Source organism: Streptococcus pantholopis, assembly GCF_001642085.1.
In the GTDB taxonomy this organism is placed as follows: Bacteria; Bacillota; Bacilli; order Lactobacillales; family Streptococcaceae; genus Streptococcus; species Streptococcus pantholopis.
The window spans coordinates 2,042,865-2,065,496 of sequence record NZ_CP014699.1 but is presented as its reverse complement, the minus strand read 5'-3'; the positions used below and the strand labels follow the sequence as shown (position 1 = coordinate 2,065,496).

Sequence of the window (22,632 nt, the reverse complement as noted above, 5' to 3'; positions counted from 1 at the left end):
ACTACCTTTATCAGTATAGCAAAAATATGTGCTTGCTGTTTAAACAATGGAGTTAGTCTTCAAAAAATAATAGTTTGATGCTTATCTATTTCATGTTATAATAGTTAGGCACTTTATTTAGTGCATTCAAAATCGACCTTCAAATCGACTTTTGGACAGCTAGACCCTTCAAGTCTATGTTGAAAAATCAAAGACCAAAAGATGCACTTGGATTTTCTTTTAAAACCTTCTTCGGTAATAGAATTTGCAGACAGAAGTTTGTTCGGTTGGAATTTTCCCATTTTTTCTTTCTGGTTCTTTGTATCTTATTTGATGGGAGGAGTTATCTATGGATAATTCAAAAATTCGTGTTGTTGTTGGGATGAGCGGCGGTGTCGATTCGTCGGTAACGGCTTTACTTCTAAAAGAGCAAGGCTACGATGTTATTGGCGTCTTCATGAAAAATTGGGACGACACTGATGAATTTGGTGTTTGTACGGCGACGGAGGATTACAAAGATGTCGCTGCGGTAGCTGATCAGATTGGCATTCCTTACTATTCTGTTAATTTTGAAAAAGAATACTGGGACAGAGTATTTGAATACTTTTTAGCGGAATATCGTGCCGGACGTACTCCAAATCCAGATGTTATGTGTAATAAAGAGATAAAATTTAAGGCTTTTCTTGATTATGCTTTGACTTTAGGAGCTGATTATGTAGCAACCGGGCATTATGCTCAAGTATTCCGTGATGATACCGGCAGAGTCCATATGCTGCGGGGTGCTGATAATAATAAAGATCAGACATATTTTTTAAGCCAGCTGTCACAGCAGCAGCTGCAGAAAGTGATGTTTCCGCTAGGACATCTGCAAAAGTCTGAGGTGCGTAAAATTGCTGAACGAGCTGGTTTAGCGACCGCTAAAAAGAAAGACTCTACAGGAATTTGTTTTATTGGTGAGAAAAATTTCAAAGAATTTCTCAGCCAGTATTTACCAGCACAGAAAGGACGGATGCTGACCATTGATGGCCGTGATATGGGAGAACATGCTGGGCTTATGTACTATACCATCGGCCAGCGCGGCGGTCTAGGTATTGGCGGTCAGCGTGGCGGAGATAACGCCCCTTGGTTTGTTGTTGGAAAAGATCTTTCAAAAAATATTCTTTATGTAGGTCAAGGTTTTCACCATGAAGCCCTCATGTCAACTTCGCTTGACGCTTCTATGATTCACTTTACAGGCGACAGACCTGAAGAGTTTACAATAGAATGTACAGCAAAATTTCGATATCGTCAACCTGATAGTCAAGTTACTGTCAAAGTTAAGGGTGATAAAGCAGAAGTGCTCTTTGCTGAACCGCAGCGTGCTGTTACCCCTGGTCAAGCTGTTGTTTTTTATGATGGCCAAGAATGTTTGGGCGGCGGAATAATTGATGTGGTTTACAAAGAAGAGCAAATTTGTCAATATGTATAGTTGATAGTTGTGTAAAGTTTGTATAGTGACAGCAGAGTAAACAAAAGTCTTTTATCCAATTTTATTTTGAATAAAATTGAATTTTCCAGTAAATTTTGCTACACTGTTTTTAGCAATAATCATGATGGTCAAAGCTCATGAGGGTTGTGCGTTTTTGACGTACAATTTTCTAGAGATTTGGCTATTTTTATGCGGTATTTTAGTGGTATAGAAGATTTAAGTCGGCAATGCTGTCTGTTTTTAGCTGATACCTTTTATAATTTATCACTGAAGAATTTTTCAACTTCACGTACTGGAAAGTAAAAAAGGAGAAATAATGACCCAAGAATTTGTTGAAGATTATGATGTTATTGTGATTGGTGCTGGGCATGCCGGAGTTGAAGCTGCTTTAGCTTCTAGCCGTATGGGCTGTAAAACTTTGCTAGCAACTATAAATCTTGAAATGCTGGCTTTTATGCCATGTAATCCGTCTATAGGTGGCTCAGCCAAGGGAATAGTTGTTCGAGAGATTGATGCGCTTGGCGGTGAAATGGGAAAAAATATTGATAAAACCTATATTCAGATGCGGATGCTGAATACTGGAAAAGGCCCTGCAGTGCGTGCTTTACGGGCTCAGGCTGACAAAGCGCTTTATGCCAGAACAATGAAGCATACGGTTGAGCAGCAGGAAAACCTTACTTTGCGGCAGACAATGATTGAAGAAATCTTGGTTGAAGATGGTAAAGTGCTGGGTGTACGGACGGCAACCAATCAAAAATTTTCTGCTGAAAGCGTAATTGTAACTACAGGGACAGCTTTACGCGGGGAAATTATTTTAGGGGATCTTAAATACTCTTCAGGACCTAACAATAGCCTGCCTTCTATCGGGCTTGCCGATAACCTACGAGAATTAGGTCTTGAAATCGGGCGTTTTAAAACTGGGACCCCGCCTAGAGTTAAGGCTTCCTCAATCGACTATGCTGAAACAGAAATTCAGCCAGGGGATAAAAAGGCAAATCACTTTTCTTTTTTATCGGATGATGCAGATTATTTACAGGAGCAGATTCCTTGCTGGCTGACTTATACGAATCCAAAAAGTCATGATATTATCCATAAAAATTTACACCGGGCTCCAATGTTTTCAGGCATCGTCAAGGGAGTTGGGCCAAGGTACTGTCCTTCAATTGAAGATAAGATTGTCCGCTTTGCAGATAAAGAACGCCATCAGCTTTTCTTAGAACCAGAAGGCCGTGAGACAGAGGAAGTGTATGTTCAGGGACTGTCAACCAGTCTGCCGGAAGATGTTCAAAAAGAGCTTCTCCATTCGATCAAAGGTCTGGAGAAAGCAGAGCTGATGCGGACGGGTTACGCTATTGAATATGATGTTGTTCTGCCGCATCAGCTGCGGGCTACTCTTGAAACTAAGCTTGTTTCAGGTCTTTTTACAGCTGGCCAAACCAATGGGACATCTGGTTATGAAGAGGCCGCCGGTCAAGGTCTTATAGCAGGAATCAATGCAGCTTTGAAAGTTCAAGGTCAGCCGGAATTTATTTTGAAGCGGAGCGACGCCTATATAGGTGTTATGATTGATGATCTAGTTACTAAAGGTACGGCGGAACCTTACCGGCTTTTGACTTCCCGTGCTGAATACCGTCTTATTTTACGGCATGACAATGCGGATATGCGTCTGACTGAACTTGGCCGAAAGATTGGTCTAGTTGACGATGAACGTTATTATGTTTACAAAAGACGTAAAGAGCAATTTGACAAAGAATTGACAAGACTGTCAAGCTCTAAACTAAAACCTGTTACCGAAACCAATGAGCGAATTGCTGAGTTGGGCTTTAAACCCTTGACAGACGCCTTGACAGCTAAAGATTTTATGCGGCGGCCAGGTATTAATTATGATCTTGTTACAAGTTTCATTGGAGCTGCTGATGAATCTTTGGATGACAATGTGATTGAGCTGCTGGAGACAGAAATAAAATATGAGGGTTATATCAATAAAGCTCTTGATCAGGTTGCTAAAATGAAACGTCTGGAAGGAAAACCGATTCCTAAAAATATTGATTGGGATGCTATCGATTCTATCGCAACAGAAGCGCGGCAAAAATTCAAAAAAATTAATCCGGAAACAATTGGTCAGGCCAGCAGGATATCCGGAGTTAATCCTTCAGACATCAGTATTTTGATGGTTTACCTTGAAGGAAAACAAAAAGCAGGCTCTAAATCCTAAAAAACCAGTGACAAATCGACAGGTCAGCTCTATTTTTTAGACTTGATTTATGCTATAATAAATCAGTTAAGAGGTTTAAAATGAGAAGATTTCGTTTTGCAACTATTCATCTGATTATGATCGGTCTGATACTCTTTGGTATTTTGGCTATCTGTGTTAGGCTTTTTCAAAGTCAGACAGCTGTTTTAACGGCTATTTTCCTTACGTTGGTATTTGTTGTTGCTTTGCTGTATTACCAAAAGGAAACATATGAAATTTCTGAATTGGAACAGATAGAGCTGCTGAATGATCAAACTGAACTTAATTTGAAAAATTTGCTGGAGCAAATGCCTGTTGGGGTAATTCAATTTGATTTGACCAGCAATGAAGTTGTTTGGTTTAATCCTTATGCTGAACTTATATTTACCACCGAAAACGGCGATTTTGAATATCAGTTTGTTAAAGAGGTCATTTCCAATAAGCGCAATGGCTCAGCCAGTCAGTCTTTTGAAAAAAGCGGCAATAAGTACTCTACTTATTTAGATGAATCAATTGGTATTTTTTACTTTTTTGATGCTTCTATGGGCAACAGGCAGCTTGGGGATGTCAGTTTGCTGCGCCCTGTCATTGGCATTATTTCAATAGATAACTATGATGATGTAACAGATGATTTATCTGATGCAGATGTTTCACAAATTAACAGTTTTATTGCTAATTTTATCTCCAATTTTACTCAAGAAAAAAGTATTTTTTACCGCCGTGTTGATATGGATCGTTTCTACTTTTTCACTGATTATTCTGTTTTAAGCGATCTCATGGCAGCGAAATTTTCTGTCTTAGAAGCCTTTCGTAAAGAGGCTCAGGAAAGGCAGCTGCCGCTGACACTAAGTATGGGCATTTCTTACGGAGATAGTGAACACGATAAAATCGGTCAGGTTGCTTTACAGAATTTGAATATTGCTCTTGTTAGAGGAGGGGATCAGATTGTTATTCGAGAGAACGATGACCAAAAACAGCCTATGTATTTTGGCGGCGGTTCTGTTTCGACAGTCAAACGTTCCCGAACGAGAACGAGGGCTATGATGACAGCCATTTCTGACAGGCTTAAAACAGTTGACAGCGTGTTTATCGTCGGACATAAGCATCTTGATATGGATGCATTAGGCTCTGCTGTCGGCATGCAGTTTTTTGCCAGCAATATTACTGGAAATGCTTATACAGTGTATGATCCTTTTGATATGAATCCAGATATTTCCAGAGCTGTAGCAAGGCTGCAAAGTGAGGGAACAAGTCAGCTGGTTTCAATTGAGCAGGCTTTAGATATGCTTACTCCCCATTCTTTACTGATTATGGTGGATCATTCCAAACTGTCACTGACATTATCAAAAGAGCTGTATGTGCAGTTTAAAGATGTTATTGTTGTTGATCACCACCGGCGTGATGAAGATTTTCCTGACAATGCCATCCTTTCTTTTGTTGAAAGCGGAGCAAGCAGTGCCAGTGAACTGGTGACAGAATTGATCCAATTTCAAAATGCTCAAAAGCGGCTGAATAAAATTCAAGCCAGTGTTTTAATGGCTGGTATTATGCTGGATACCAAGAATTTTTCAACACGCGTAACCAGCCGTACATTTGATGTAGCCAGCTATTTAAGAACCTTGGGCAGTGACAGTGCAGAAATTCAGAATATTTCCGCTATTGATTTCGAAGAATACCGAATGATTAATGAACTGATTCTCAGAGGTGAGAAAGTCGGCGACCATATTCTTCTGGCGACTGGTTCTGATCAGGCTGCTTACACCAATATTATTGCTAGTAAGGCAGCAGATTTACTGCTTTCAATGGCCGGTATTGAGGCTACTTTTGTTATTACACGCAATACTGCTCAAGTAACCTCTATTTCAGCTCGCAGCAAAAATCAGATAAATGTTCAGCGGATTATGGAGAGCCTTGGCGGTGGCGGTCATTTTAATTTAGCAGCCTGTCAGCTGCCGGATTTGACAGTCAGTCAGGCAAGGGAACAGTTGCTTGAGGTGCTTGACAATGAATTAGTAGATAAGGAGGCAGGAGAAGAATGAAAGTTATCTTTCTAGCAGATGTTAAAGGTAAAGGGAAAAAAGGTGAAGTCAAAGAAGTTCCAACAGGCTATGCCCAAAATTTTCTCTTAAAAAAGAACTTGGCAAAAGAAGCAACAAAACAAGCTATAAGCGAGCTAAAGGGGAAACAAAGGTCTGAAGCTAAGGTTCAGGCAGAACAGCTGGCAGAAGCAAAAGCGATTCAGACGAGGCTCAGTCAGGAAGAAACTCGTGTTCAATTTTCGGAAAAAGTTGGTCCAGATGGCCGTACCTTTGGTTCCATTACAGCAAAAAAAATTGCAGAAGCGCTGGATAAGCAGTTTGGAATTAAAGTAGATAAGCGCCATATTGAACTAGAGCAGCCTATTCGTGCACTCGGCTTAATTGAAGTTCCTGTAAGACTGCATAAGGAGGTCAGAGCTGAAATTAAATTAGCCATCAAAGAAGCATAAAAGTTGCTTTTCTGGGCTAATCGAGAGATTTTTGATACAAAGAACACTTTAAGTTTCAGAGAATTGAAACAGCTGAAATCCTAGTGAAAAGGGGCATGATTAAATTCACGGCTGTTGAAGAAAAGCTGCAGATTGCATCTTATCTTATTGAACCAGCTAGAAATGATTTGAAGGATCAAGCTTTTATTGCACCTTTCCAATCGTCCTGGCAGAGGTGCGTCTGCGAAATCAAAGATTTCTGGCTTACCGTCATTTTCGCTCTGTTTTTTTAGTGGACTTTGTGTTTTGATTATAGGGGGTGACAATATTGGCAGAAGGACCGGAATTAAGGGTTCAGCCGCAGGATCTGTTGGCAGAGCAATCTGTTTTAGGATCTGTTTTTATTTCTCCGGAAAAACTGGTTGCTATCAGGGAATTTGTTGAACCGGATGATTTTTATAAATATTCCCATAAAATTGTTTTTCAGGCAATGATTACTTTAAGTGATCGCAATGAGGCCATCGATGCAACGACGGTCAGAACTGTCTTGGACGATCAGGGAGATCTCCAGAATATTGGCGGCCTTTCTTATATTGTAGAACTTGTTAACAGTGTGCCCACCAGTGCCAATGCAGAATATTATGCTAAAATAGTAGCTGAGAAAGCTATGCTGCGCAATATTATTTCGCGGCTGACGGACACTGTCAATTTGGCTTATGAAGGGGCACGGGTTTCTGAGGATATTATTGCGGACGCTGAGAAAGCTCTGGTTGAAATCAATGAGCACAGCCACCGCAGCGGTTTTCGTAAAATTTCAGAGGTTTTGAAAGTTAATTATGAAAATCTTGAGATACGTTCCCAGCAGACAACGGATGTTACAGGTCTGCCAACAGGTTTTCGTGATTTAGACCGGATTACAACCGGTCTGCATGATGATCAGCTGATTATTTTAGCTGCACGGCCTGGTGTTGGAAAAACTGCCTTTGCACTAAACGTTGCTCAAAATGTTGGAACAAAGCAAAACCGTCCTGTTGCTATTTTTTCACTGGAAATGGGGGCAGAGAGTTTAGTTGACCGAATGCTGGCAGCTGAAGGAATGGTTGATTCCCATGCACTGCGGACAGGGCAGCTGACCGATCAGGACTGGAATAATGTGACGATTGCACAGGGGGCTTTGGCCGAAGCTCCGATTTATATTGATGAAACATCTGATATTAAAGTTACTGAAATCCGTGCTCGTGCCCGCAAACTGTCTCAGGAGCTTGAAGGAGGTCTGGGTTTAATTGTCATTGATTACCTGCAGTTAATTACCGGCACTCGTCCTGACAACAGGCAGCAGGAAGTCTCAGAAATTTCACGTCAGCTAAAAATTTTAGCTAAGGAGTTGAAAGTTCCTGTTATTGCTCTCAGTCAGCTGTCGCGCGGTGTAGAGCAGCGTCAGGATAAAAGACCGGTTTTGTCTGATATCCGCGAGTCCGGATCTATAGAGCAGGATGCGGATATCGTAGCTTTTCTTTATCGTGATGATTATTACCGTAAAGAAGGTGAAGCTTCTGAGGAGACACTTGAGGATAATACTATTGAAGTTATTCTTGAAAAGAACCGCAGCGGTGCGCGTGGGACTGTAAAGTTAATATTTCAAAAAGAGTATAATAAATTTTCTAGTATAGCTCAGTTTGAAGAGCAATAACAAAAGGCTGTTTTTGAGAAGCCAGATTAATATTATAGCGGGGATAAGCCTATTCCCTGATTAAGGAGAAATTTGATGAGTGATGCATTTGCAGATGTTGCAAAGATGAAAAAAATTAAGGAAGACATAAAAAATCATGAAGGTCAGCTCGTTGAGCTGACTCTTGAAAACGGCCGTAAACGCGAAAAAAATAAAATTGGCCGTCTGATTGAAGTTTATTCTTCTTTGTTTATTGTTGAATACAAGGACGAGGCAACAGTTCCAGGCGAAATTGAAAATACCTATGTTGAGTCTTATACTTATTCTGATATCTTGACTGAAAAAACTCTAATTCATTATTTTGATTAAGTAGGACTGTAAAGAGGGAGTTATTATAAGATTATGCGGATTTGGTCTGTTCGTCTGGTTTTGGGCAGCTTATTACAAACATTGCCAGAAGAAGATAAAGAAGGGCTGAATTGGCGGAAAAGATGGATTCAGCCCGAAAGTAGCTTGTTGGCCAGAAGTTTTTCTTGATATAGGCCTTTACAAGCTTTTTTTTCTGTGTTATACTGTTCCTTGTGTGAAATAGCAGCAGAGAAAGTATGAAGCTCGTCAACAGTTGCTCTGTAGTGGAAAATCTGGTTTTACCGTTGACTGTGCCTGTCAATTGGAATAAGAACAGCTAGATTTTGTTAGAGTAGCCTTTGCTGTTGAGGCGAAGGGTAACTGCACGAATCAGGACTTTCTTTTAAACGTTATTTCCTGCAAAAAATTTTTTTGAGGAGGACATTATTATGTCACGTTATACAGGACCATCTTGGAAGAAATCACGCCGTTTAGGGCTATCTCTTACAGGCACGGGCAAAGAATTGGCTCGCCGCAATTATGTGCCGGGTCAGCACGGTCCTAACAACCGCAGTAAATTATCAGAGTATGGTCTGCAGTTGACAGAAAAACAAAAACTTCGTTTTTCTTACGGTTTAGGTGAAAAACAATTCCGAAACTTGTTTGTTCAAGCTACTAAGATCAAGGAAGGAACTGTCGGTTTCAATTTTATGCTTCTTCTTGAACGCCGTCTTGATAATATTGTTTATCGTCTGGGGCTTGCAAGAACACGCCGCCAGGCTCGTCAGTTTGTTAATCACGGGCATATCCTTGTTGATGGCAAACGTGTAGATATTCCTAGCTACCGTGTTGAGGTAGGCCAAGTTATTTCAGTACGTGAAAAGTCGGCTAAGGTTCCAGCCATTCTGGAAGCTGTTGAAAGCACATTGGGACGTCCGTCTTTTGTAAGTTTTGACAGTGAAAACCTTGAAGGTTCTCTGACACGTCTGCCTGAGCGTGATGAAATCAATCCAGAAATCAACGAAGCGCTCATTGTTGAATATTACAACAAACAATTGTAATGTCAAATCAGCCAAAGAAGAGCTGCTGCTCTTCTTTTTTGTTTTTTAATAAGGGCTGTATGAATAACTCTATCTATAAATAAAGGAAAATCATAATGTCAATAATAACCGTTTTATTAACTGCAGTAGTTGCTCTGGAACATCTCTATATTATGTATTTAGAAACAGTGGCTACTCAGTCGGCAACAACCAGCCGTGTTTTGGGTTTGACAGAGTCTGAGTTATCGGGCAGTCCGTTTCTGTTCTCCTGAAAAATCAGGGAATTTATAATGGCCTGCTGGCTCTCTGTCTCCTCTATGCACTTTTTATTTCTTCAAATCTTGAAACAGTAACACTTTTAGTGCTCTTTGTGATTGGAGCTGCTAGTTACGGCGCCTTGAGCTAATTCTCTTGACTCAGGGAGGGCCTGCTCTTTTGGCCTTGCTTAGTATTTTAATTTTTCACTGACAGCGGCCTTGTGCTTTGTCCTATCTTTGTTATAGACGAAGAGACAGCCCCTTTTGATAAACAAACAGCCAGAGACTGAAGTCTCTGGCTGTTTTATCTTTGCCTTAGTAGGTTCTTTAGATTAATTCATATTTGTGATAGCACTTTTACCGGGATCCGCATGGGCAATCCGACTGGCGGCTGCAGCTGCTAGAGCACCAACAATATCATCTAAAAATGTGTGGCAGCGGCTGCTGTTTTTACTATCCAGCGTCTTGATAATACCCGGTTTTATTTTATCGATATAACCGTAATTTGTAAAACCAATGGACCCGTAAACATTGACAATAGAAAGAGCCATAATTTCATCAATACCGTAAAGCCCCTCATCTTCCATCAGAATATCGTTTAAAGGCTGAGAAAGCTTCCCTTCTTCAGCCAGCTTATCCATTTCAATGCCGGTAATAATTGTATTTTGTACTTCTCGTTTGTTTAAGACAGTGTAAACACTGTCAATACATTCCTCAATACTTAAGTTTTTAATATAGGGATTCTGTAAAAAGAGGACAAGCTCTGCAATATCTTTAATGCTCACTCCTCGTTCTTTTAAAAGCTCCAATGCTTTATTTTTAAGTTCTTTATCTGATTTCATGGTTACCCCCTCATTATAAAAAGTAGAAAGCTCCTTCTATTACAAGAGCAAAGAAAAATAGGCATTCCTGCCAAAATAAGAAGAAGCGGGACAGTCTTCTTAAATTATCATTTCCCTCATTTCCGCAAGTATTTAGGACAAGTTTAATGCATCTGTCTATAAAAATGATCAGCCGACAAATGGCCTGACTGGTCCTCAGGCAGACAGCAACATTCGACGCCTTTTCACTCCAATACTATTTTACCAAAATTTAAGAACCAGTGTTATTCTTTTGTCTGTTAGTCTCTTAGGTACAATCAAACATGTTCCCGTCTTTTCTGCCTGCAAAACTCTTTTGTCTGATTGATTGTGATATAATGTAATACAAAAAAAGGAGGAGTTATGATACGTACAGTCGGTTTAGTCAGTTTGTCAAGCGGCATGCTTGGCGAAAAATCAGTTCAGCATGAGCTGGCTTTAGGGATAAAACGGTTAAAAAATCTTGGTTTGGACGTTACTATCCTGCCGCACGCTCTAAAAGGCACTGCTTATTTAAAAAATCACCCGGAAAAAAGAGCGGAGGATCTCATCAGGGCCTTTACAGATGATCGAATTGATTTGATTTTATGCGCTATCGGAGGGGACGATACTTACCGTTTGCTGCCGCATTTGTTTTCGAATCATCAACTGGCACAGGCGGTGAGACAGAAAGCCTTTTTAGGCTTTTCTGACACAACAATAAATCATCTTATGCTGCATAAATTGGGGATAAAAACCTTTTACGGGCAGTCTTTTTTAGCGGATATCTGTGAATTGGCCGATGATATGCTGCCTTATTCTTTCCATTATTTTAAAGAGTTAATTGAAACAGGCCGTATATCAGAAATTCGTCCCAGCAAGTATTGGTACGAAGAACGCTTGGATTACAGTGAAAAAGCTTTGGGCACAGAAAGAACAGTTCATAAAAATCAGGGTTTTGAGCTGCTGCAGGGTGCTGCTAAATTTAAGGGGGAAATTTTAGGCGGCTGCTTAGAGTCGCTTTATGATATATTTGATGGTTCACGCTATCCTGATACAGTTGATTTGTGCCAGCAGTACCAGCTGTTTCCTTCTCTTTCTGACTGGCAGGGAAAAATTTTACTTCTTGAGACAAGTGGGGAACGGCCAAGCCTTATAATGTATCAAAAAATGCTGGAGAAACTGAAAACGACCGGAATCTTTTCTGTAATCAGCGGGCTAATTGTTGGAAAGCCAGTAAATGAGTTATACTATGAAGATTATAAACGGATTCTGCTTGATACAGTAGCTGACAGAACCCTTCCCATTCTTTATAATGTCAATATCGGGCATGCCACGCCCAGATGCATCATTCCCTTTGGACTGATGGCAGACGTGGATGCTGACGAACAGGTAATTCGCTTTCCTTAACAGTGGCAAGCCCTTTATGATAGCAGTTTCGGTAAGCCTGTAGCTTTTAAATAGTGGCTGTCTAAAGCTTTACTTATATGTTTGTGAATGTCAAGGAGAAAGAAATGCAGGAATCATCACTTTTTGAAGAAGAAATGGATATGGCCGCTCCTTTGGCCAGCCGTGTCCGTCCGCAGGATTTAGACCATTTTGTCGGCCAAAAGCATCTTGTCGGATCTGGAAAGTTTTTGAGAGAAATGATTGATAAAGATCAGATTTCATCCATGATTTTCTGGGGGCCGCCCGGTGTGGGTAAGACTACTTTAGCTGAAATTATTGCCAAAAAAACAAAATCAAGGTTTATCACATTTAGCGCAGTCATGCACGGTATCAAAGAAATCCGTAAAATTATGAACGAGGCAGAAGAACATCGCCTCTTAGGGGAGCGAACGATTGTTTTTATCGATGAAATCCATCGTTTCAATAAAGCGCAGCAGGATGCTTTCCTCCCCTATGTTGAAAAAGGCAGTATAATTTTGATTGGTGCAACAACAGAAAACCCTTCTTTTGAAGTCAACTCTGCTTTGCTGTCGCGAACACGTGTTTTTATTTTAAAGCAGCTTGAAGAAGCAGATATCATCGATTTGCTGGAAAGTGTTTTACAGTCCCCACAGGCCTTTCCGGAGCTTAAGATTGACATAAAATCCCATTTATTAAAACAAATTGCTGTTTATTCTAACGGAGATGCCAGAACGGCTCTCAATACCTTAGAGATGCTGGTTCTTAATGGTGATAAAAGAGGACGTCAGGTTACAGTCTCGGAAGACCTGCTTGAAGAGCTACTGGATAAAAAGACGGCTTATTATGATAAAGACGGCGAAGAACATTATAATATTATTTCAGCACTCCATAAATCAATGCGCAACAGTGATCCGGATTCTGCTGTTTATTGGCTGGGCCGAATGATTGACGGCGGTGAGGATCCGGTCTATATTGCACGCCGCTTGATCCGCTTTGCCAGTGAAGATATCGGCTTAGCAGACAACAGTGCCTTAAATCTGGCTGTCAATACATTTCAGGCCTGCCGCTATATCGGTCTGCCGGAATGTGATGTTCATCTGACGCAGTGTGTGATTTATCTTTCCTTGGCACCCAAATCCAATGCTGTTTATAAAGCCAGAAGGGCTGTCAAAAAAGACATTAAGGAAACGATTGATGAGCCAGTTCCTCTGCATTTGCGAAATGCCAGCACTAAACTGATGAAAGAGGCCGGTTATGGGAAGGGCTATCAACTGGCTCATTTTTACGAAGACAAGCTGACAACGATGCCCACACGCCCTGAAAGTATCAGCAATCACACTTACTATAAACCAACACAAGAAGGCAATGAGGCTAAAATCAAACAGCGGCTGGACTATATCAAAGAGTGGAAACAAAAACATGACACCCATTTTAGCAGCGAGAAATAGTAGTCAGCAGTTTTAACTAGTTGTCCCAGCTCGTTATGAAAAGCATTTTCATGGAGAAATATTGCTAAACCTGTTTTTTAGGAGGATATACTTCGTTAACATCAGCAGTCAGAGTGCTCGAATATTTGCTGTCAGTCTATAAAATGAAACCTGTCCAAACTTAAAATTGTGCTATAATAATAGACAGCATAAAAACACATTGCAGTTGGTAGTCTGCAAGCGTTAAAAAACGTCAGTAACCTTCCCTCCAGGTCGTCCCTTGCTAATTTCTTGAGGAACTGAACCGCGCGTAAACGCTGCGGGGAAAAGAGAGCCAACCTAGAATTTTGAGGATTCTTTGGTAGGTTCTTACTTTCCTTTTGTGTCTGCACGAGCTTGGTACCTTATATAAGGAGGGGACTGTATGAAATTAACAGTCTATTTTGATGGTGTTTTTTGGTCAGGGCTGGTAGAATATTCTGATAAGAAAGGCTACAAAGCTTTTCGTTATGTATTTGGCAAAGAACCTAAGGACGAAGAGGTACTTGATTTTATTTATTTCTCTCTAGGGAGACTGCTGGATCGCTATGATCATCTTGAAGGACAGAACCCCATTTCTAAAGCAGCAGAAAGAAAAAAGAATCCTAAGCGTCTGCAGAGAGAAATAAGCAAAGCAAAAAACAAACCTGCTGTTTCAACTAAAGCTCAAGCTGCTATGCAGAAAATGCAGGATAACCTGAAAAAAGAGAAAAAGACCTTCAGCAAACAGCAGCGTCTAGCGGAGAAAGAGCGTCGCTATCAGTTAAAGCAGAAGAAACATCAGCAAAAAAGAAAGGGGCACTAGAATAATCGTTTTAACAGAAAAAGGGGTGTCATACTGCTTTTCTAAAACGTATATCAGTTTCCCAAAAAAATCTGAGGCAGCAGGCTTCAGATTTTTTTGAAAGATAAGAGAAGATATCAGCTATCGAACAGTTTCCCATACTTGAAAAAAGGCTGATTCATAACTAAGAGGCATTTTCTAAATAAATCATATTTTTTCTTGACAAAGGGTATTTTCTATTATAGAATATGAATGAACAAATAAAAATATTCATTCATTTCGAAGGGACTTACTAAATGTCAGGCAACAAAAAGCAAGACTTGAAATCTGCAGCTTATGATATTTTTTCCAAGAAAGGTTATAAGGCAGCAGGGATTTCTGAGATTGCTAAACAGGCTGGTGTAGCCACCGGATCGTTTTATAATTATTATGATTCCAAGGAAGCTATTTTTTTGGATATTTACATTGAGGAGAATAATCGCGTGCGTCAAGCTATGATAGACGAAATTGATTGGGAAGAAGCTCCTGCTGAAGTCATCGGTCAAATTTTTGGGCGGGCGCGCAGTTTTGTTTCTTCCAATAAAATTTTGACGGAGTGGTATAACCCGGCTATTTCTGGCGAGCTGCACAGCTATTACGCTTCAGAAAAAGGTAAGTCTGACTACCCTTTTCACCAATTTTTAGTGGAAACCTTTACCAATCGTATGCAGGCGGAAGGCTATCCGCCAGAGAAAATTCAGGAGGTGCTGCAGGTCTATCAGCTTTTCTACTATATGGACACGCATATCACTGAAAAAGATTTTCCCAATGTCAGTCAGACAATCGAAAGGTTAGCGACTTATTTTGTCAAAGGCTTTTTCAAATAAAGACTATCCGTTCTTTATTTTTTAAAAGAAAATGAATGAACACACAAAAATATTCATTCACAAAAAACTGACCTGACACCGAACTTGGAGAGTGAAAGAACCCTATAATCTGAGGTTCGGTTGCAGTCCAGCAAGTAGTTTGAAAGGAAATAAAGTAAAGTGTCACTAGGTGACTGGCATCTTGCTGAACAGTCCAGAGACGGCTAGAAAGCATAGACTTTTATTGCTTTTTTCTAGCCGTCCTGACAAAGATGTGTCTGCGAAATCAGAGACTTCGGACTTACCGTCATTTTCCTTTTGCGTTTTTAACGGGCTTTGTATCTTGACGAATTGAACACGCCCTAAACGCTGCGGGAAAAAGATGTCCTGACTTAGAATCTGGCGATTCGTCAGTCAGTTCCCTATTTTCCTTTTGCGTTTTTAACAGGCTTTGTATCTTGATTTAAAGGAGGAAACAATGGATAAATGGACCAATACAGGATTTTCGCTTGTTGTTATAGGAATTTTAGTTCTAGTTTGGGGAGGTACTTTACAGCCCATTAACATCTTAAGTCCTGATTTCATGTCCTTTGCGACTGGCGGTTTGATTTTGTTTGCAACAGGGCTTTGTCTTATTTCTAATTTGCCCTTTTTCTGTCAGATTGCTGGGCTTTGGCTGGCAGCAGTAACTGTCATGCTTTATATTTATAGTCTGCCGGATACTGACTTGATTGTTAAAGTGATTGGGTTTGTTCCTGTCCTCGCTTTGGCGGTTTGGCTGACAATAAAATTTTGGAAGTAGTAAAAGGGGATAATAAATGATGAAAGGACGTTCTAAAATGATAACTATTGTCGTATCCATTCTTTCTGTAGGGTTTGTTGGCTGTCTAATTACTTGGGGCGTTATGGCTTTTCTTGGACGAAGCCAATCGTTATCAGTCAAATCCATTGAGAATCCCAGCGGAGATATTTATCTTATTCACCTAACAAAACCTAAGGATATGGCTTGGGAAGCTGGTTCTTTTGCTAAATTTGCATTACCTGAAGTTAAGGAAAGCGGACAAGCAAGTCGCTGGCTGACAATTGCCTCTAATAGTGATGAAAGCGAAATTCTTATTTTAACGCACAATAGCGGCAGTCTCTATAAGGAAACCTTAACTAATTTGCCAGCCGGTACAAAGGTCGAGATGAGCTGGATGGACTCACATCTGCCGATTTCAGATGGTGGGGAGCCGCTGGTTTGTTTCGCGTCTGATGTTGGTATTGCAGCTATGCGGCCTATCGTTAAAGACTGGATTAGCAAACGTTCGATTGTTCTCAACCATTTAGACAAGGGAGTAACGGTATTTGATAAAGAATTATCTAAGATGGCAAATCATGAAGAATCCTTTTCTTATGAAACCAGCACCACTATTTCCCAAAGTCAGAATAAGCCGACAGAAGCAGTAAAACAATATGGTAATAAAGCCATCTATCTCTTGTCTGGCCAGCCCGATGATCTTGAAACGATGAAGGGATTTCTTGAAGACAAAGGGATTGATACTAAACAGGTTAAGACCGACTCCTTTACAGGATTAAAATAGTAAGCTGATGGCAAAAAATTTTGGGTCTGATTACTCTCTATTTTCTTTTATCTGGAAGGTGTTTATGGAGCTAGCTGGGTGGCTTATTTAGCAGAAACAGTAAGGGGAACGATACTTATTGCTTTATATTGCGACATGCGTGCTTTTGCAGTTTTTAAAAGATAAGGCTATTTGTGTCCTCTTGCTCAAGAGCTTCCTGAACCTATATTGACAAATAAGATATAAAAGCAGCTAACTTTATGCAGCGCCGCGAAGAATGGATTTTTGTCTGTTCTAGGGGCGCTGTATTATTTTATTGAGAAAGCTGCCGCTTTTCTTGGCTGTCTCAGTTAAAATTTAGAGGACTAAGTATTGACAAAATAGCACAGAAAGACTATAATCTATTTAGAATATTTTCTAAATAGATTAAAAAAGGAGTGGGAAAAAGATGCGCTTTGCAACAACTTTTAAAGCCCTGTCAAATCCTGTCAGACGAGAGATTCTGGAGATTTTAAAAGCCGGCAGCCTGCCAGCAGGGGAAATATCCGCTCAGTTTGATCTTTCAGGCGCAACTATCTCCCATCATCTCAGTGTGCTGAAGCAGGCCGACTTGATACGAGAGACAAAGGAAAAAAATTTTATCTACTACGAACTTAATACGTCAGTAATAGAGGATATTATGACATGGCTGATTGATTTAAAGGGGGACAGCGATAATGAAAATTAATAGAAAAGTGTTAATTCTCAGTTCACTCATTATTCTTTTACCAGTTGCGGTTGGTATCATTTATTGGACGAAACTGCCTGATACTATGGCCACACATTTTGATTTTACAGGAAGAGCTAATGGTTTTAACAGTAAATTATTTACCGTTTTCGGTCTGCCTCTGCTGCTTTTAGGGACACATCTTTTTGTGGTTTATTTCACCTCCTATGACCCTAAAGCGAAAAATATCAGCTCTAAACCGGCTTTGCTTATTTATTGGATTGTTCCGCTGACCTCACTCTTTGTGATGGCTGCTGTTTACAGTTCCTCTTTAGGTTTCCTGATTAACCCGATGCTTCTGTCCGGATTGTTACTAGGGGGTCTAGCTTTAGGTATTGGCAATTATATGCCAAAAATCAGGCAGAACTATTCAATCGGTATCAGACTTCCATGGACCTTAGATGATGAGGAAAACTGGAATAAAACACATCGACTGGCTGGGAAAATATGGGTTATCTGCGGGTTTATTATCTTTACAGAAAGTTTTCTGCAGCTTTTTTTCCCGTATATACTGACTGCAGCATTAGCTGTTATGATATTGGTGCCGACTGTTTATTCTTTTAGGCTGAATCGTTTGAAGGTGAATAATGAAAATGACTGAAACAAAAACATTCAAGCGCTACCTCCTCTCAACATTTGTTCTGGCATGGCTTTTACAGATTGGTGCTGGGATTTTTTATCAAAACGGACGCCATCTGTTTTTTACCATTCTGTTGCTGTTGGCTATGTACTGTCCCTTTTTAGGGGTGCTGGCAGCTAAAGTTCCCTTAAAAGAGATAGGGTGGCGGCTTCCCTTAAGAAATAAAAAATGGCTGTTTTTCCTGACTGCATGGTTTTTACCAGTGCTTTTAGCGGCTTTAGGGGCAATACTGTATTTTGCGGTTAAACCTCAGGCCTTTGATGCAACAGCTCCTTATATTACATCGCAATTCAGCAGAGAACAGCTGACAGCTTTAGAGGCAGGCGGGCTGACACCCTTTATTCTAGCCTTTCTGACCTCACTGTCTGCTGCTCTCTTCGCACCGTTTGTCAATATGTTATTGGCACTTGGGGAAGAAGTTGGCTGGCGCGGCTTTATGCACGGCTACCTCAAAGAAAAGTTCGGTCTAAAAAAAGGGGTTATTTATTCTGGTTTGATTTGGGGCATTTGGCACTGGCCGATTATGTTTTTTGGCTACGAATACGGGACAGACTACTGGGGCTACCCTGTAGTTGGCTGTCTGCTCTTTCTTGTCTTTACAACAGCTTTTGCTGTCCTGCTGGACTGGATCTTTGCCAAAACCGGAAGTATATGGGCCCCCTCTCTCATGCACGGTTCAGTTAATGCGGCAGTATTTGGCCTGTATTTTTTAAAACCCGCTTTTATGAATGACCTGCTTTTCGGCCCACTTCCAATAGGATTGCTGGGAGGCATTCCTTTGTTAACATACAGTATATGGGTTTATCTGAAATATTATTACAAAAAATCATGAAAACTACTCTTCCTTATTATGGAAACAGTATAATTGTCAACCTTAATAGTTGAAAAGTTGCTGACTGAGGTGGAAGCTAAAATCTTTTACATCGACGAGCTCGACAGTTTTATCGCTTTTATAGAGCTGGATGAGGAAATCAGCCATTTCTTTAGCAGAGTGATACTGCTTGAAATGGTCATCATAGTTATAGCTGCTTGAATCACTGGCAACTTTGCCGAATTCTGTTTGAGTAGCAGCTGGAGCAAGCACTTTGGCCTGTAAGCTGTGGCGGTTGTTCTTCATTTCTAATGCCAGTCCTTCCGTAAAGGCACTGACATAAAATTTTGTTGCACAGTAAGTGACAGCATTATCTACCAGCATATAGCCTCCTCGGGAAGAAATATTGATCAGCTGACTGCTGTCAATGTCTTGGTAATCTCTGACATAAAGGCTGGATAATATAGTTAAAGCCTCAATATTCAGATGAATCATTGCAGAAGTTTTCTCTAAATTTTGATGAGCGACGCTGTCATAATTTCCAAATCCAGCATTGTTAATCCAAACAGTGATATGAAAGCCTTTTAAGCTGTTGTACAGTTGATAAGCATTGTCTGGGATTGATAAATCAAGGCTTTTTACAAGAATGTCCAAATCTGGGTATTGCTGCAGCAATTCTTTTCTTAGTTCTTCTAACTGTTTTTGGCGTCTTGCGACTAAGATTAGATGAAAGCCAAGACCGGCGAACGCTTTTGCGGCTTCCAAACCGATGCCGGAGCTAGCTCCGGTGATGCATACATATTGTTTTAAAGTGACTGGCATTTTTAAATTCCTCCTTTTTAAGCTATACTAATTATAGTATCTAGACTTTACTCTAGGTCAAGTTAAAAGGAGAAAAAATGCATTATTCAATTGGCAAAATGTCAGAACTGACAAAACTTAGTATACATACACTGCGATATTATGAAAAGGAAGGGCTTATAGCACCAAAACGCGATGACGGAAACAGACGCATCTATAATCAAAGTGATTATAGATGGCTGCAGTTTATTCAGCGCTTAAAAAAAGTGGGGATGCCTATCAAAGAGATTAGACGCTACTCTGACTTGCGTTTAAAAGGCGATGTAACCTACTCTGAAAGATTAGAGCTGTTAAAGTCTCATTTAAACCTTTTAGACAGCAATATTGATAGCTTGCTGAAAAACAGAGAGAAACTGGTGGAGAAGATTGCGTTTTATGAAAAGGAGATTGATAGGCTGAAATAGTCTCACTATAAGCAGTATAAAAAGCCTGGAAATGTTGTTTCACAGGCTTTTTGAGTTGGTTTGAATTTTTTGTCCTTTGTAAAATGCAGTCACTTCTTTAACAAATATTTTCGGCTTAAAAGAATGAATGACATGATTGGCCGAAATTTTTTTATAAATAGTTTGTGGTGCCAAGTCTGTAATGTGTTTGACATCATGCTCATCTAATGCCCCAATCAGCCCGTAACGTTCATCTCTTTTCCAGTCTCCATGTAAGAAAAGGATAGGGCAGGCGGTCTGTTTTAAGGCTTCTTCGTGATTGATTCCCTCATAAAAGCGGCCGTCTACGAAAGCTCTGGCAAAATCCGGATCAAACATGGATAGAGATTTGATCAGTAATCTTAAACTATCTGGAAAGGCAACTTCTACCGGCATATTGGGATGAGCATTCTGAAAACGTCTGATTTTCTTAGAAAGCCAGTTGACAAACCAGTCTGGGATTCTTTTTATCCGTTTGTCAGAGGCCGGTATTTCCATACCTTTAAAGTAGTCTGCCAAGTCTCTGTCTTCAATAGTGCCAATCTGCTCAACAAGATGTTTCAAGCCGTTATAGACAAATCTGTCCTCTTCTTTGAAACGCGGCATTTCCGCCGAAAAAACAGGAGCATCCTCCAGCACAATGGAAGACACCTTGTCAGGGATATTGGCTGCACACCACAGTGCTAAAATCCCGCCGGAAGAATTTCCGCTAATCATTACAGTTTCTTGAATAACATTTTCAATGAAAGCTTTTAAATCGGCTCCTATAATTTTCCACGAATAATGTCCCGGTGTCCATGTTGATTTTCCGTGTCCTCTGATGTCCATAGCATAGACATGAAAATGCTGTGACAGCGGCAGCAGGACTTTTTTGTAGCTCTCCCATGTCCCCATTTGAGCAGGAAGCAGCAGCAAACAGGGGCCCTTGTTCGGTCCGACGATATAGTTCAGTAAAACTTCCCCCGTGTCATAGGTGTTTTCAGTAAAGCCTGCTTGAATTAGTTTTTTATTTGTGAGCTGTCCTGATAAGTGGATGTATGGGTTTTGATAAGAATAGGTCATTTGCTTTCCTCCAGATTATAGCTGATATCTGTCGCTGTAGTTCAGAGACAGCTGCTTTTTATCTGTTCTTAGCCTTTAAAGTTATTGAGAAGCGCTTGGAGATCTTGTTTGGCTTCTGGTGTGGTCCCTTTAAGCAGGCCTAGCATATCCATCAGTGCAGAGGTCTTTTCCGCAATCTCTTGGTTGGTTCGGTTGATATTGGTCACAATCTCAGCTAGCGGTGCCACTTCTTCCTCTTCAAAGGTATCCACATAACGGGGGATGTTGAGGTTGAAATCATTTTCCTTAATCTCTTCAAAGCTGGCCAGATGGGCAAACTTATCTATATTTTGGCGATTTTTGTAAGCCTCTAAAACCTTCTCGATGTGAGCATCCGTCATCAGATTTTGATTTTTTCCTTTGTCAAATTCCTTGGAGGCATCGATGAAGAAAACATCACGGTCGATGCGGTTTTTCTTAAGAATAATGACTGTAGTTGGAATGCTGGTGTTGAAAAAGATATTTGACGGCAGGCCAATCACCGTATCAATGGCCCCTTCTTCCAAAAGGTGCTTCCTGATTTTGCCTTCAGCATTGCCTCGGAAAAGAACACCGTGCGGCAGGACGATAGCCATGACACCCCCATCTTGTTTCAGATGGTAATAACCGTGCAGCAAAAAGGCAAAATCTGCTTTGGATTTAGGCGCCAAGGCTCCAAAAGCTGAAAAACGGGGATCTTGCAAGAAACCACTGTCTGCTGACCACTTAGCTGAGTAGGGCGGATTCATCAGAACGCCATCAAAGTTGGTCGGCTCTGTCGTTGGCCAGTCTTCATCCAAAGTATCAGCGTTGTGGAGATACTGGTTTTCAATTGGCACCCCATGCAGAATCATATTCATGCGCGCCAGATTGTAGGTAGAAGTATTGAGCTCCTGACCATAATAAGAAACGGTATTCGGCTCATGGCTGTATTTCTTGGCATTGAGCAGGAGCGATCCCGATCCCATGGTGGCATCGTAAAGGGTGAAACCTTTCTTGCCTTCGCGTCCTAATAGGGCGATTCTGGTCATGAGCTTAGCGACGGGCTGAGGGGTGTAAAACTCCCCTGCCTTTTTACCTGAGTCTGTCGCAAACTGGCCGATTAAGTACTCATAGGCATCCCCCAGCATATCACCAGCATGCGCAGCTACATCAAGAACAGCCAAAGCTTTCATGACCGAAGCGATAGTTTGATTTTGTTTCTGCGGCGTTGCGCCTAGCTTTTTCGAGTAAAGGTCAATGTCTTCAAAGAGATTTTCAAAGAGCTCGTCGGCTTGCTCAATGTTACGGAAACCTTGTGCCAATTCTTCCAGCTGGAAGCTTCCGTCATTGATACGGTTGACCAGAGCTGTGAAGGTTAGCTGGGGTTCAATCGCGTAGCTGAGCTCATTTTTGACGACCTCAATCAAGTCTTCGTGCATATCGACATCATCATAATACTTGCTGTAGGTGGCAAGCGCCTCCTGCAGATCATCGGTTTCCTCGTCCATGGTCTCTGCTACAAAGAGAAGGAGCTTGTCCGACAAGTACTTATAAAAAACCATCCCAAGCAGGTAGGACTTGTAATCGTTGGCATCCATTTTGGAGCGGAGAATATCCGCTGAGTTCCACAGCGCTTGATAGAGCGCTGCAGAGGTTTGTGTTTCTTCCATGTGTATGTCTTTCTAATTCTTGTAAATTATTGT

21 protein-coding genes and 1 pseudogene are annotated in these 22,632 nt (G+C 40.8%); 18 read left to right on the top strand and 4 right to left on the bottom strand.

What is annotated here, in order from left to right:
- Positions 1–328: 328 nt before the first annotated feature.
- The 8 genes and pseudogenes from mnmA (at position 329) to A0O21_RS09485 (ending at position 9,672) form a co-directional block, all read left to right on the top strand.
- Positions 329–1,447, top strand: coding sequence for a tRNA 2-thiouridine(34) synthase MnmA (mnmA, locus tag A0O21_RS09520; RefSeq protein WP_067064629.1), 1,119 nt, complete (start codon positions 329–331; stop codon positions 1,445–1,447).
- Positions 1,448–1,763: 316 nt separating this feature from the next.
- Positions 1,764–3,662, top strand: a complete 1,899-nt coding sequence (mnmG, locus tag A0O21_RS09515; protein WP_067064627.1) for a tRNA uridine-5-carboxymethylaminomethyl(34) synthesis enzyme MnmG — start codon at positions 1,764–1,766, stop codon at positions 3,660–3,662.
- A gap of 80 nt (positions 3,663–3,742) precedes the next feature.
- On the top strand, positions 3,743–5,719 hold the full coding sequence (locus A0O21_RS09510; RefSeq protein ID WP_067064625.1) for a DHH family phosphoesterase: 1,977 nt from the start codon (positions 3,743–3,745) through the stop codon (positions 5,717–5,719).
- Positions 5,716–6,168 (top strand): 50S ribosomal protein L9, encoded by a 453-nt coding sequence (gene rplI / locus A0O21_RS09505; RefSeq protein WP_067064623.1) that lies wholly within the window; start codon positions 5,716–5,718, stop codon positions 6,166–6,168. The genes A0O21_RS09510 and rplI overlap by 4 nt, the downstream gene beginning before the upstream one ends.
- Before the next feature lie 307 nt (positions 6,169–6,475).
- Positions 6,476–7,837 carry a replicative DNA helicase gene (gene dnaB / locus A0O21_RS09500; protein ID WP_067064622.1) on the top strand — a complete coding sequence of 454 codons (1,362 nt, stop codon included), beginning with the start codon at positions 6,476–6,478 and terminating at the stop codon, positions 7,835–7,837.
- 75 nt (positions 7,838–7,912) lie between these two features.
- Positions 7,913–8,185, top strand: a complete 273-nt coding sequence (locus tag A0O21_RS09495) for a Veg family protein (protein WP_067064620.1) — start codon at positions 7,913–7,915, stop codon at positions 8,183–8,185.
- 428 nt (positions 8,186–8,613) lie between these two features.
- The gene (rpsD, locus tag A0O21_RS09490; RefSeq protein WP_067064618.1) at positions 8,614–9,225 is read left to right on the top strand and encodes a 30S ribosomal protein S4; all 612 of its coding nucleotides are present in this window, start codon (positions 8,614–8,616) and stop codon (positions 9,223–9,225) included.
- Positions 9,226–9,320: 95 nt separating this feature from the next.
- A pseudogene (locus A0O21_RS09485) lies at positions 9,321–9,672 on the top strand (DUF1304 domain-containing protein).
- 121 nt (positions 9,673–9,793) lie between these two features.
- Here A0O21_RS09485 and A0O21_RS09480 read toward each other — a convergent pair.
- Complete coding sequence (locus A0O21_RS09480) at positions 9,794–10,303, bottom strand: phosphatidylglycerophosphatase A family protein (RefSeq protein ID WP_067064616.1); 510 nt, start codon at positions 10,301–10,303, stop codon at positions 9,794–9,796.
- A 381-nt stretch (positions 10,304–10,684) separates the two neighbouring features.
- Between A0O21_RS09480 and A0O21_RS09475 the strand changes: the two genes are divergently transcribed.
- The 9 genes from A0O21_RS09475 (at position 10,685) to A0O21_RS09430 (ending at position 18,605) form a co-directional block, all read left to right on the top strand.
- Positions 10,685–11,710: a S66 family peptidase gene (locus A0O21_RS09475; RefSeq protein WP_067064610.1), complete on the top strand. Its 1,026-nt coding sequence runs from the start codon at positions 10,685–10,687 to the stop codon at positions 11,708–11,710.
- A gap of 104 nt (positions 11,711–11,814) precedes the next feature.
- Positions 11,815–13,158, top strand: a complete 1,344-nt coding sequence (locus A0O21_RS09470) for a replication-associated recombination protein A (protein ID WP_067064605.1) — start codon at positions 11,815–11,817, stop codon at positions 13,156–13,158.
- Between the two features lie 403 nt (positions 13,159–13,561).
- Positions 13,562–13,981, top strand: coding sequence for a YjdF family protein (locus A0O21_RS09465; RefSeq protein WP_067064602.1), 420 nt, complete (start codon positions 13,562–13,564; stop codon positions 13,979–13,981).
- A gap of 275 nt (positions 13,982–14,256) precedes the next feature.
- Positions 14,257–14,826, top strand: a complete 570-nt coding sequence (locus tag A0O21_RS09460) for a TetR/AcrR family transcriptional regulator (RefSeq protein ID WP_067064600.1) — start codon at positions 14,257–14,259, stop codon at positions 14,824–14,826.
- Positions 14,827–15,283: 457 nt separating this feature from the next.
- Positions 15,284–15,607, top strand: coding sequence for a hypothetical protein (locus tag A0O21_RS09450; RefSeq protein WP_067064595.1), 324 nt, complete (start codon positions 15,284–15,286; stop codon positions 15,605–15,607).
- Positions 15,608–15,626: 19 nt separating this feature from the next.
- Entirely contained in the window at positions 15,627–16,388 is a 762-nt protein-coding gene (locus tag A0O21_RS09445) for a ferredoxin reductase domain-containing protein (RefSeq protein ID WP_067065290.1), read from the top strand.
- Between the two features lie 427 nt (positions 16,389–16,815).
- Positions 16,816–17,094 carry an autorepressor SdpR family transcription factor gene (locus tag A0O21_RS09440; protein WP_067064593.1) on the top strand — a complete coding sequence of 93 codons (279 nt, stop codon included), beginning with the start codon at positions 16,816–16,818 and terminating at the stop codon, positions 17,092–17,094.
- A complete protein-coding gene (locus A0O21_RS09435) occupies positions 17,084–17,734 on the top strand; it encodes an SdpI family protein (protein WP_067064591.1) in 651 nt (216 codons plus the stop codon). The genes A0O21_RS09440 and A0O21_RS09435 overlap by 11 nt, the downstream gene beginning before the upstream one ends.
- Positions 17,727–18,605 carry a CPBP family intramembrane glutamic endopeptidase gene (locus A0O21_RS09430; protein ID WP_158511704.1) on the top strand — a complete coding sequence of 293 codons (879 nt, stop codon included), beginning with the start codon at positions 17,727–17,729 and terminating at the stop codon, positions 18,603–18,605. Before A0O21_RS09435 ends, A0O21_RS09430 begins: the two co-directional genes overlap by 8 nt.
- Positions 18,606–18,647: 42 nt before the next feature.
- On the opposite strand, the gene A0O21_RS09425 is transcribed toward A0O21_RS09430, so the two are convergent.
- Positions 18,648–19,406 carry an SDR family NAD(P)-dependent oxidoreductase gene (locus A0O21_RS09425; protein ID WP_067064586.1) on the bottom strand — a complete coding sequence of 253 codons (759 nt, stop codon included), beginning with the start codon at positions 19,404–19,406 and terminating at the stop codon, positions 18,648–18,650.
- Between the two features lie 77 nt (positions 19,407–19,483).
- Between A0O21_RS09425 and A0O21_RS09420 the strand changes: the two genes are divergently transcribed.
- Entirely contained in the window at positions 19,484–19,849 is a 366-nt protein-coding gene (locus tag A0O21_RS09420; RefSeq protein ID WP_067064583.1) for a MerR family transcriptional regulator, read from the top strand.
- Positions 19,850–19,888: 39 nt separating this feature from the next.
- Here A0O21_RS09420 and A0O21_RS09415 read toward each other — a convergent pair whose 3' ends face one another.
- Entirely contained in the window at positions 19,889–20,929 is a 1,041-nt protein-coding gene (locus tag A0O21_RS09415) for an alpha/beta fold hydrolase (protein ID WP_067064580.1), read from the bottom strand.
- Positions 20,930–20,997: 68 nt separating this feature from the next.
- Positions 20,998–22,599, bottom strand: coding sequence for a type I restriction-modification system subunit M (locus A0O21_RS09410; RefSeq protein WP_067064577.1), 1,602 nt, complete (start codon positions 22,597–22,599; stop codon positions 20,998–21,000).
- Positions 22,600–22,632 lie beyond the last annotated feature (33 nt).

Bases quoted from the DNA above. Each gene is read 5' to 3' on its own strand.
- A0O21_RS09460 (WP_067064600.1), top strand. From the start codon at position 14,257: ATGTCAGGCAACAAAAAGCAAGACTTGAAATCTGCAGCTTATGATATT.
- A0O21_RS09510 (WP_067064625.1), top strand. From the start codon at position 3,743: ATGAGAAGATTTCGTTTTGCAACTATTCATCTGATTATGATCGGTCTG.
- A0O21_RS09430 (WP_158511704.1), top strand. From the start codon at position 17,727: ATGACTGAAACAAAAACATTCAAGCGCTACCTCCTCTCAACATTTGTT.
- A0O21_RS09495 (WP_067064620.1), top strand. From the start codon at position 7,913: ATGAGTGATGCATTTGCAGATGTTGCAAAGATGAAAAAAATTAAGGAA.
- A0O21_RS09410 (WP_067064577.1), bottom strand. From the start codon at position 22,599: ATGGAAGAAACACAAACCTCTGCAGCGCTCTATCAAGCGCTGTGGAAC.
- mnmG (WP_067064627.1), top strand. From the start codon at position 1,764: ATGACCCAAGAATTTGTTGAAGATTATGATGTTATTGTGATTGGTGCT.
- A0O21_RS09435 (WP_067064591.1), top strand. From the start codon at position 17,084: ATGAAAATTAATAGAAAAGTGTTAATTCTCAGTTCACTCATTATTCTT.
- A0O21_RS09475 (WP_067064610.1), top strand. From the start codon at position 10,685: ATGATACGTACAGTCGGTTTAGTCAGTTTGTCAAGCGGCATGCTTGGC.
- mnmA (WP_067064629.1), top strand. From the start codon at position 329: ATGGATAATTCAAAAATTCGTGTTGTTGTTGGGATGAGCGGCGGTGTC.
- A0O21_RS09445 (WP_067065290.1), top strand. From the start codon at position 15,627: ATGAAAGGACGTTCTAAAATGATAACTATTGTCGTATCCATTCTTTCT.
- rplI (WP_067064623.1), top strand. From the start codon at position 5,716: ATGAAAGTTATCTTTCTAGCAGATGTTAAAGGTAAAGGGAAAAAAGGT.
- A0O21_RS09425 (WP_067064586.1), bottom strand. From the start codon at position 19,406: ATGCCAGTCACTTTAAAACAATATGTATGCATCACCGGAGCTAGCTCC.
- A0O21_RS09480 (WP_067064616.1), bottom strand. From the start codon at position 10,303: ATGAAATCAGATAAAGAACTTAAAAATAAAGCATTGGAGCTTTTAAAA.
- A0O21_RS09465 (WP_067064602.1), top strand. From the start codon at position 13,562: ATGAAATTAACAGTCTATTTTGATGGTGTTTTTTGGTCAGGGCTGGTA.
- A0O21_RS09415 (WP_067064580.1), bottom strand. From the start codon at position 20,929: ATGACCTATTCTTATCAAAACCCATACATCCACTTATCAGGACAGCTC.
- A0O21_RS09420 (WP_067064583.1), top strand. From the start codon at position 19,484: ATGCATTATTCAATTGGCAAAATGTCAGAACTGACAAAACTTAGTATA.
- rpsD (WP_067064618.1), top strand. From the start codon at position 8,614: ATGTCACGTTATACAGGACCATCTTGGAAGAAATCACGCCGTTTAGGG.
- A0O21_RS09440 (WP_067064593.1), top strand. From the start codon at position 16,816: ATGCGCTTTGCAACAACTTTTAAAGCCCTGTCAAATCCTGTCAGACGA.
- A0O21_RS09450 (WP_067064595.1), top strand. From the start codon at position 15,284: ATGGATAAATGGACCAATACAGGATTTTCGCTTGTTGTTATAGGAATT.
- A0O21_RS09470 (WP_067064605.1), top strand. From the start codon at position 11,815: ATGCAGGAATCATCACTTTTTGAAGAAGAAATGGATATGGCCGCTCCT.